3 protein-coding genes are annotated in these 9,513 nt (G+C 62.3%); all 3 read right to left on the bottom strand.

Annotation, left to right across the window (positions count from 1 at the left end):
• Positions 1 to 129 precede the first annotated feature (129 nt).
• The 3 genes from recD to recC are packed head-to-tail and all read right to left on the bottom strand — an operon-like array spanning position 130 to position 9,316.
• The gene (gene recD, locus ASE80_RS07660) at positions 130 to 2,199 is read right to left on the bottom strand and encodes an exodeoxyribonuclease V subunit alpha (protein ID WP_056858376.1); all 2,070 of its coding nucleotides are present in this window, start codon (positions 2,197 to 2,199) and stop codon (positions 130 to 132) included.
• Positions 2,196 to 5,867 (bottom strand): exodeoxyribonuclease V subunit beta, encoded by a 3,672-nt coding sequence (recB, locus tag ASE80_RS07665; RefSeq protein ID WP_056858377.1) that lies wholly within the window; start codon positions 5,865 to 5,867, stop codon positions 2,196 to 2,198. Before recB ends, recD begins: the two co-directional genes overlap by 4 nt.
• On the bottom strand, positions 5,864 to 9,316 hold the full coding sequence (recC, locus tag ASE80_RS07670) for an exodeoxyribonuclease V subunit gamma (RefSeq protein WP_056858378.1): 3,453 nt from the start codon (positions 9,314 to 9,316) through the stop codon (positions 5,864 to 5,866). Before recC ends, recB begins: the two co-directional genes overlap by 4 nt.
• Positions 9,317 to 9,513: the final 197 nt, after the last annotated feature.

Below are 9,513 nucleotides of genomic sequence, written 5' to 3' on the forward strand. Positions count from 1 at the left end.
CAGCTATTTTACAGGGTGATGCCGCAACGATAGCACAGCGGCAGAAAACCCCACGACTTGGGGGTTTATCAAAGCCCGCTATTTTTTCAGAAAAATCAGGCAACTAAACCAGAAATATTTTACGACCGATCAGTCAGTTTCATCAGGCGCAGCCTCCAACTCCAGCATCAACCCGCTCAGGCGTTTGACCTTGCGCCGCACCGCTTCCTCAAACACCCCGGCTCGCGGTTCGATCAAACTGAACCAGCGTTTGGCGCGGGTGATGCCGGTGTAGATCAGCTCTTTGGTCAGCACCGGGTTCAGCGCATCCGGCAGTATCAGCGCCGTGTGGGTGAATTCCGAGCCCTGGGATTTGTGCACGGTCATGGCGTACACGGTTTCCACATCATTCAGACGGCTGGGCAGTACAAAACGCACGCCGCCTTGGCCATCGTTGCGTGGGAAAGCCACACGCAGCACCTGCGGGCCACCGTCGCTTTCGGGCAGTTTGAGGGCGATGCCGATGTCGCCGTTCATCAAGCCCAGGCCGTAGTCGTTGCGCGTCATCAGCACCGGTCGGCCTTCGTACCATTGGTCGTCGCCTTCGATCAGCCGCACTTTGCGCAAGGCGGCGGTGATGCGCTGGTTTAAACCTTCCACACCCCACGGGCCCTTGCGCACGGCGCAGAGCAGCTGGAAGGCGTCGAAGGCTTGCAACAGTTGTTGCGCCCAGTGGGTCCAGGCGGCGTCTTCGCGTGGGGTGTCGAGTGCCGGACGCGCGCTTTGCAGCAGATTCAGGTAATAGCGATAACCCTGGGCTTCGTCGCCCTGCCCGTCCAGCACCAGGCGCTCAAGGGCGTGATCGTGTTCGCCCTTGAGGCTTAAGCAGAACAGGTCGCTGTGGCTGCGCGCGGCAAGCAGTTTGCGCGCCTCCTCGGCATTTTGCTGGTTGACCCAGCGCGCCAGTTGGCCAATGCCACTGCCTTCGCCGAAGCGTCGCGAGTAGCGCAGCATGACCACTTGCTGGGCGAGCGGATGACTGCCCTCGAGGTCTTCCTGCAGGCCGCTGGCGCTGAGGTCTTCGCCACTGACCGCTTGCAGCCATTGGCGCGTGTCGGGGCTGTACCAGCCGGCTTCGGCATCACGGCACAAGTCGCCGAGCACGGCGCCGGCTTCTACCGAGGCGAGTTGGTCTTTGTCCCCGAGCAATACCAGGCGTGCGTGGGCCGGCAACGCGTCGAGCAGGTTGGCCATCATTTCCAGGTCGATCATCGAGGCTTCGTCCACCACCAGCACGTCCAATGGCAACGGGTTGCCGATGTGATGGCGAAAATGTCGCGTGCCGGGACGGCTGCCGAGCAGGCGGTGAACCGTGGTGACTTGGGTGGGGATTTTTTCCCGCACGCTGTCCGGCACATTCAGCGACAACACTTGCTGGCTGATGGATTCGGTGAGGCGTGCGGCGGCTTTGCCGGTGGGCGCGGCGAGGCGAATGCGCAATGGGCTGCTGGCCTCTACGGCCGGGGCCTGCAGCAGCGCGAGCAAGCGCACCACCGTAGTGGTTTTGCCGGTGCCGGGGCCGCCGGTGACGATGCTGAAGGCTGCGCGTGTGGCCAGGGCGCAGGCGAGTTTTTGCCAGTCGATCACGCCGTCCGGCGGCGCTTGATCGAACAAGGTGTTCAGGCGCTGCGGCAAATCAGTGGCGACAGTTTCCTGGGTGGCCAGGCGCAGGCGCAACGCTGTGTCGATGCGCCGTTCGTAGGTCCAGTAGCGGCGCAAATACAGGCGTTTGCCGGACAGCACCAGCGGGCGGCTTTGGGCCGATTCACTGCCATCCACAGCCAGCGCGACCAAGTGGCTGGCGGCCAGCGCATGGCACCAGTGCGCGCCATCAAGGCCGTCGAGCAATTGCGAGGGCAGCAACATGGCGCCGGTTTGCAGGTCGCCTTCGGGGGGCAATGACAGGGCAAAGTCTGGCGCTTTAAGGGTTTCGAACAAGTCCAGGCAGACGTGGCCATGGCCCAGTTGGTGGCTGGTCAATGCGGCGGCCAGCAATACCAGCGGGTCGGCCTGCGGGTCGAGTTCGTGGAGGAAGCCGACGAAGGCTTTGTCCAATGCGCGCAGCCAGCCACGGTCGACCCAACGCTCCAACAACTGCACCAGGTCGGCGGCGCGGCTGAGGGGCAGCAGGTCCTCAAGCGGTAATGGCGACAGGCTCATAGCAGCACTCCTTGTTCCCAGGCGGGCTCAACCTTGGGCGGTATGGGTTTGCCCTGGAACAACAGGTCCAAGCCTTCGATCAGCTCCCGTGGCGGCCGGGTGAAATACGCACCTTGGCCGGTGGCCTGGGTGCCACGCAGGAACAGGTACAGCGCGCCGCCGACATGGCGGTCGTAGTCATAATCCGGCAGGCGTGCCTTCAACTGGCGGTGCAGGGCCAGCAGGTAAAGTACGTATTGCAGGTCGTACCGATGCTCGAGGATCGACTGTTCCATGGCGTCCTGCGTGTAGGCCGAATCGTCAGGCCCAAGCCAGTTGGATTTGTAATCGGCCACGTAATAGCGCCCGTCGTGTTCGAACGTCAGGTCGATAAAGCCCTTGAACATGCCGTTAAGCAGCACCGGTTCGGCGGCCACTCGGGACACGCCTTTATGGGTGTATTGGCACACCAGCTTGTCGAGGGCCAGCACGTCGACTTTGTGGCTGGCGAACCAGAACTCCATTTCGATCTGGTAGTGCTGCAGGCTGCTGAGGGCGACCAGATCGTTATCTACCGGCAGCGGCGTTTGCAGCAAATGGCCGAGCCAGCCGCTGAGGGTGACGATCCAGCCTTCCCAGTTACGCCGGTTACAGCGTGCGCCCACGGCTTTTTCGATGGCCTCGGGCGTCACGTTGAAGCCTTCCTCGCCCGCCCACTCCAACAGGCCATGGAGAAAGGTGCCGGGGTTAGGGCCCCGTGGGAAACGGTGAATGTCGCCGCCAGACGCTGCCACTTCACGCGGTGCGTCGGGGTCGAGGCGTTCGTCGTCGAACAGTTTCTGGGCTTGTGGGCTTTCCGGCGCTTCAAGGCTTGCGGCGCTCAAGCTGTCGCCAATTCTCAAAGCGCTGTAGGAAGCGATCCACCAGTTTTCAGCGGCCTTGCGCTTGGGCAGTAGCGGTGCGAGCAAGGTAGCCTCGTTGCGCGGCGGGTGGAACAGGCTGTCTTGCGCGTCGGGCACGTGGGTGTAGTGGATGGCGGCGCAGCCTTCCTGCAAGTCCAGCAACCAGCGCGCCAGACCGGCGGATTCGCCCAACGATGCACCGCCACCGAGCAGATAACCCAGCGCGGACAGGTGCAAGACCGAGCTGCTGTTATTGCCACGCTTGAGGTCGGCAATGCCCAACCAGCACGCGTGTTTGGCGCGCGTGAGGGCGACGTAGAACAACCGCAGGTCTTCGGCCAGGCGCTCGTCGTCGGCTTGGGCAATCAGCTCGGCGGTGGGCCGCAGGCTGACCTGGGATTTGCCCTGTTCGTCGTGGTAATGCAGCGGCAAGCGACTGCCATCCACCGGCTTGGCCGAGCAGATAAACGGCAGGAAAACCAGGTCGTATTCCAGGCCTTTGGATTTGTGGATGGTCACCACCTTGACCAACTGTTCGTCGCTTTCCAGGCGCAGGATCTGTTCCTCACCGGCCTGACCCGACAGCGCCAGATGTTCGGCCAGGTGGCGGATCAGCGCTTGTTCGCCGTCCAGCTCTGACGCGGCCTGTTGCAGCAGTTCGCTCAGGTGTAACAGGTTGGTCAGTACGCGTTCGCCGTCACTGCGGGCAATCAGGGTTTGCGGCAGCTTGAAATCATGCAGCAGGCGTCGCAGCATCGGCAGCACGCCTTGGGTACGCCAGATCGCGCGATAACCACGGAACTGCATCACGCGGGTTTCCCACGCCAGTTCGTCCTGGTTCAGACGCTCCAGTTCTGCCAGTGAAAGGTTCAACGTGACGCAGGCCAGGGCGGCGCGCAGCGGGCGCTCGACGTCCGGCTCGGCGCAGGCCTTGAGCCAGGCCAGCAGGTCGTGGGCTTCCTGGGCGGCGAACACCGAATCCTTGTCAGACAGATACACACTACGTACACCCCGGGCGGCCAGTTCGGCGCGCACGGCTTGGGCTTCCTTGCCGTCGCGCACCAGGATGGCGATGTCTGACGGGAGTACGCCTTTAAAGCTGTCAGCTTTGACGAAGCCCGCCGTGCCTTGTTGTCCACCATTGAGTAACTGAACAATTTGCGTAGCGCAGGCCGCCGCGAGTTGCTGCCGATAGACCGCGTTGGAAATCGGCTGGTCGGTGGGCAGGTGCCAGAGGTTCATCGCCGGCAGGGTTTGACCATCGACCTGCAACTGCTCTTTGCGGCCTTGGGACAGCACCGAGTGGAACGGCACCGGGTTATCGCCATTCGGTTCACGGAACAGCAACGCGCCACGGCCGGTCTCGGCACGCTGGAACACATGGTTGACCGCCTCGACCATCGCGTGGCTGGAACGGAAGTTGGTGCCCAGGGTGTGATGGCGGCCGGTGGTGGACTGGCGGGCGCGCAGGTAGGTGTAGATGTCGGCGCCACGGAACGCGTAGATCGCCTGCTTGGGGTCGCCGATCAGAAACAGGCCACTGTCGAGGTGGTTTTCTTCGATGCGGTAGATGCTGTCGAAGATGCTGTATTGCACCGGGTCGGTGTCCTGAAATTCGTCGATCAGGGCGACCGGGAACTGCTCACGGATCACACTGGCCAGGCGCTCGCCGCCGTCGGCTTGCAGGGCGGCGTTGAGGCGGATGAGCATGTCGTCGAAGCCCATTTCGGCGCGGCGGCGTTTTTCTTCTTCGAAGCGTTTACCGACCCAACCGGCGGCGTGTTGCAACACGGCGGCATCGGGCGTTGGCAGCGCGTCGAGGCTGGCCTTGAGGCTGGCCATGGCGTCGATGCCAGGGTGGCGCGGCGGCTCGCCCTTCCAGGCTTCGGCCATGCCATCGGGCGTAAGGCGGGTGAAGCCGGTGCCGATGTCGAGTTGTTCGAGGGTTTCGTCAGCGGCCCAGGCGCTGATCTTTTCGAACCAGGGTTCGAAGTAACGCGCCTGCATCTTGCGGCCGTCGACGGCTTTGGCGGCGACGGCTTGCAGGCAGATATCGCGCAGTTCGATGGCCCATTGTTGCCAGGGTGCCTTGAGCGCGACCAACGCTTGGCGGCGCTCTTGCAAGCAAGCGTTGATCAACTCGGCCGGCTCACGGGTTTCATCGGTGGGCCGTTCGCTGCCGAACAGCGCACGCACGCGTGGCATCAGCGCGGCGGGGCCGCTCCAGTTTTTGCGTACCCAGTTGAGCGCATCGTCGTGCATTGGGTAGCAGAACAGCCGCCAGTAATCGCGCAATACTTCGCCGAGCAGGTCGCTGTGGTCGGTTTCCAGGGTCTGGGTGAACAGGCTGCCGCTGTCGAACGCGTGTTCGCGCAGCATGCGCTGGCACCAACTGTGGATGGTCGACACTGCGGCTTCGTCCATCCATTGGGCGGCGATGTCCAGGCGATTGGCACAGGCCGGCCATTGCTCTGGCAGGTATTGGTCACGCAGGTCGGCAATCAGCGCGTCCGGTTGCTCGATTTCGTCACGAAAAAAACGTGCAGCTTCAGCCAGGCGGATGCGGATGCGTTCGCGCAGCTCTTTGGTGGCGGCGTCGGTGAAGGTCACCACCAGGATTTGCGGTGGCAGCAGTTCGCGGCCAAAGCCGGACTCGTCACCACCGTGACCAAGCACCAGGCGCAGGTACAGCGCGGAAATGGTGAAGGTCTTGCCGGTGCCGGCGCTGGCTTCAATCAGCTGGCTGCCTTTGAGTGGGAAGGCCAGGGCCAAAGGTTTACCGATCATGCGCTGGCCTCCTCGCTGCTGAGTGATCGCCATGGGGCGTTGATCAAGGGCCGATACAGGGTTTCGGCCCAGCCTTCGAATTCTTCGCTGGCGATGAGCGAGGCGTAATCCGGGAATTGGCGGGTGAGCGCCGGGGTTTCGCGGCGTTCGCCGTCGGTGGTCAGGCCGTCGCCTTCATAGGCTTTGCTGGCGGCTGCCTGCGCCTTGTCCGGATCGGTTTGGCCGAGCCAGGCGAAGGCGGTTTTCACGGCGACGGGCAGCGGTTTGCGCATGCCGGTGTGCCAGGCCAGTAACAGGTTGCCGAGTATTTCCCGGGCGATGGTTTTTTCCAGCGGGGCCAGCAGCAAGGTGTCATCACTGGCAACCAGCCCGGTACTCAGTGGCAAGCCGCAGGCGCAGGCCACCACATGATTAACCCACGGGCGGATGAGGCGATGCCATTTGCGGGTCTTGATCGAGCCGATGCTGTTGGGAATGGTGGTGACGCTTAACAATCCGCCATCACTGCGCCGATGCAGGCCACTGATCCAGCCTTCGAGTTCGATGCCTTGATGCTCAAAACTGATCGGTTCGGCGGCGGTTTGTGGCGTGGGCCAGAGCGCCAGTAAGTGTTGATAACGCTGCAATAGATCGGGCAATGGCTCGACCAACTCATTACGCAGGCATTCGCCGAAACCGACCATGGGCAGCAGGCCACTGCCTTGCAGGCGCAGGGCTTGGGCGTTAAGGGCCTGGTCTATGTGATCGGGCTGGGCCAAGGCTGCATTGAGCAGGCTGTCGCTGAGGCTGTAGCGTTGCAATGCATCGAGAACGAAAGGTTCTTCATCGGCCAGCGGGACTTCAGCGGCCTCGAAGAACACTTTCAGACGCTGGCTGAAGAAGTGTTTGACGGGGTTGCGCACAAAGTCTTGCAACTGACCGAGGCTCAGAGGTTCTTCCTGGTGGTGCTCTACCAGTTCGTCTTGATTGGCTGAGGCTACGGGTGCTTCGTGGAGCAGCTGCCATTCACGGGCGTAGCTGAACAGCGCATCACCTTCGTGGAAGTAGCGGGCGCTGAAGGGTTGGAGTGGGTGCTCCTGGGTCATGGCTTCCAGCAGCGGTTCTTGTGTGTCTGCGTTATGCCAGCCGCTGGCGAGGTGGTCACGCAGCTGGCCGATCAATACCGAGGCCGGGCGGTCACTGTTGTCGCGGATGCTGCGGCCTACCCAGCTGATATAGAGCTGATCTCGGGCCGACAGCAGCGCTTCGAGCAGCAGGTAGCGGTCGTCTTCGCGGCGTGAACGGTCGCCGGGGCGATAGTCGCTGCCCATCAGGTCGAAGTCCAGCGGCGGTTGGGCGCGCGGGTAATCGCCGTCGTTCATGCCGAGCAGGCAGACCAGCTTGAACGGGATGGCGCGCATGGGCATCAGGGTGCAGAAATTGACAGCCCCAGCGAGGAAGCGCTGGGACAGGCGGCCCTGGTCGAGGCCGGCGAGCCAGGCTTCGCGGACGACGGTAAGGGGTAACTCGTCCTGCAGGCCGACGGACTCGCAGGTTTCCAGCCAGTCTTCCCGCAGCTGCTCAAGTTGGCCAAGCAGATAGTCGTCGTGCTCGCTGCTGGGCAGGAAGAACAGCTGCATCAGGCGTTGCAGGCGCTCGCCCCATTCTTGGGGGCTTGCCGGTTGTGACAAGGCTTGATGGGCCTGGTTTAGCGCATCGAGCAAGGCGACCAATGGGCCGATCAGCGCGGCGTCGAGGCCGCCGATTTCATCGTAGGGCTCAATGCCATCACAGGCGATTCCGGTGCCTACAGCATAACCCAGCAGCATGCGACGTAGGCCGAATCGCCAGCTGTTTTGCTCAAGCTCCTGGGGCAGGCCGAGGCCGGCGCGCTGTTCGGCGTTGAGGCCCCAGCGGATGCCGGCGCCTTCGATCCAGCGGTGCAGCGTGGGCAGGTCGCGCTCCTTGATGGCAAAACGTTCGCGCAAGGCGGGGACGTCGAGCAGGTCGAGGATTTCGCTGACAGGGAAACGGCTGTCCGGCAGTTTGAGCAGGTGTTCGACGGCGATCAGCAGCGGATCGCGGCCGCGTTGGCCTTGGTCAGTGAGTGTGAACGGGATGAAGCGCGGGTCGTTCCGCTCAAGCTGGCCGAAGACCGCGCGGATGTGCGGTGCGTAGCTGTCGACGTCGGGGACCATGACGATGATGTCACGCGGGCGCAGTGTGGGGTCGGCGCTGAAGCGTTGGAGCAATTGGTCATGGAGGATTTCCACTTCGCGTTGGGCGCTGTGGGCGATGTGGAAACGGATGGAGCTGTCGTGATTCAGATCGACGCCCGGCCACAGTTCGCGGGTTTCATTGAGTGGGCGCAGTTCGAGGATGTCGTCCTGCAACTGATTGAGCAGCGTGGTGGGTTGGCTGTCGCTGAACAGGTCGATGCGGCCATCACGGAAGGCGGCGCGGTAGCTGTTGGGGTCGTCGTAGCTGTCCAGCAGACTGATGTAGTCACGGCCCTGTTTGCCCCAGGCGGCCAACAAGGGGTGCGCATGCTGGTGCAGGGTTTGCGGGTCGATGGTGACGGGCATACCGGCTTTGCGCGCCTGGCGTTTGTACTCGTTGCGCAGCAGGTCTTTGTCGGCAACGATGTCAGACCAATGGTGGCGGCAAGGGTTGTGTACGCACAGCAAGACTTGGCTGAAGCGTGCCAGGCCGGCGAGTGCTTCCAGCGCTTGGGCGGGCAATGATGAGATGCCGAAAACGATGACTCGGGACGGCAGGCCTTGAGGGGCTTTTTCGAGGGTGTTGATCCGCTCGATAAAACGCTGGTGAACACCGGCACGGCTTTCGGCCATGCCCTCTTCGCCTACATCCAGTAGCAGTGCACGCCAGAGTTCTGCCTGCCAGCAGTTTGCCGGGTTCAGGGGCTTTGCTTCGCCTCGGCCGTTGCGCAGTTGGTGGCGACCGGCCGCCCAATCTTCCAGCCAGTCGGCGCGGTAGACCTGGTATTGGTCGAACAAGTCGGCTAAGCGCTCTGCCAGTTGATAGCGTTTGCGCAGGTCGGTGTCGTCGGTGAGAAAGCGTTGCAGGGGCTCGAAGTGCGGTTGATTGATAAGCTCCGGGAGCAGGCGCATCAGGCGCCAGGTCAGCGGGGCTTTATCGAGCAGGGATTTGGGCGGGATTTCATCTTTACCCAAAACCATGCGATAGAGCTGCCACATAAAGCTGCCGGGGAGCTGTACGTCGATAGCCGCAGCGATGCCGCAGCCGCCCATATCATCTTCTTCGGGATCTTCGGCCAAGGCCAGCTTGAGCCATTGAGCAATTCCGTTGCTTTGGACCAGGGCAATTTCGTTTTCCAGAGGAGCCAGGGGATAACGGCGCATCCAGCTGACTACCAGACTGCGCAGTTCGTCGAGGCGGTTGCCGTGAACCACCATGAATCCAGCGCTGAGGGACGTCGCATCCGGCATAACGGCTTCCTTGGGAAAAGCAAAATCGAGGCATGGACTTTAGCATTGAAGGCGGTCACAGACTGCAAGTGAGAAACGCTGATACGTTGCGTGGCCACACTTTTCGACCGCCCAAAACAAAACCCCTGATTGCGTTAGCAATCAGGGGTTTCGGAATTTAATCTTGACGATGACCTACTCTCACATGGGGAAACCCC

The sequence above is a fragment of the Pseudomonas sp. Leaf15 genome, assembly GCF_001421425.1.
Taxonomy (GTDB): domain Bacteria; phylum Pseudomonadota; class Gammaproteobacteria; order Pseudomonadales; family Pseudomonadaceae; genus Aquipseudomonas; species Aquipseudomonas salomonii.

Excerpts from the sequence above, each read along its gene's own strand:
- recD (WP_056858376.1), bottom strand. The coding sequence starts at position 2,199 with ATGAGCCTGTCGCCATTACCGCTTGAGGACCTGCTGCCCCTCAGCCGC.
- recC (WP_056858378.1), bottom strand. The coding sequence starts at position 9,316 with ATGCCGGATGCGACGTCCCTCAGCGCTGGATTCATGGTGGTTCACGGC.
- recB (WP_056858377.1), bottom strand. The coding sequence starts at position 5,867 with ATGATCGGTAAACCTTTGGCCCTGGCCTTCCCACTCAAAGGCAGCCAG.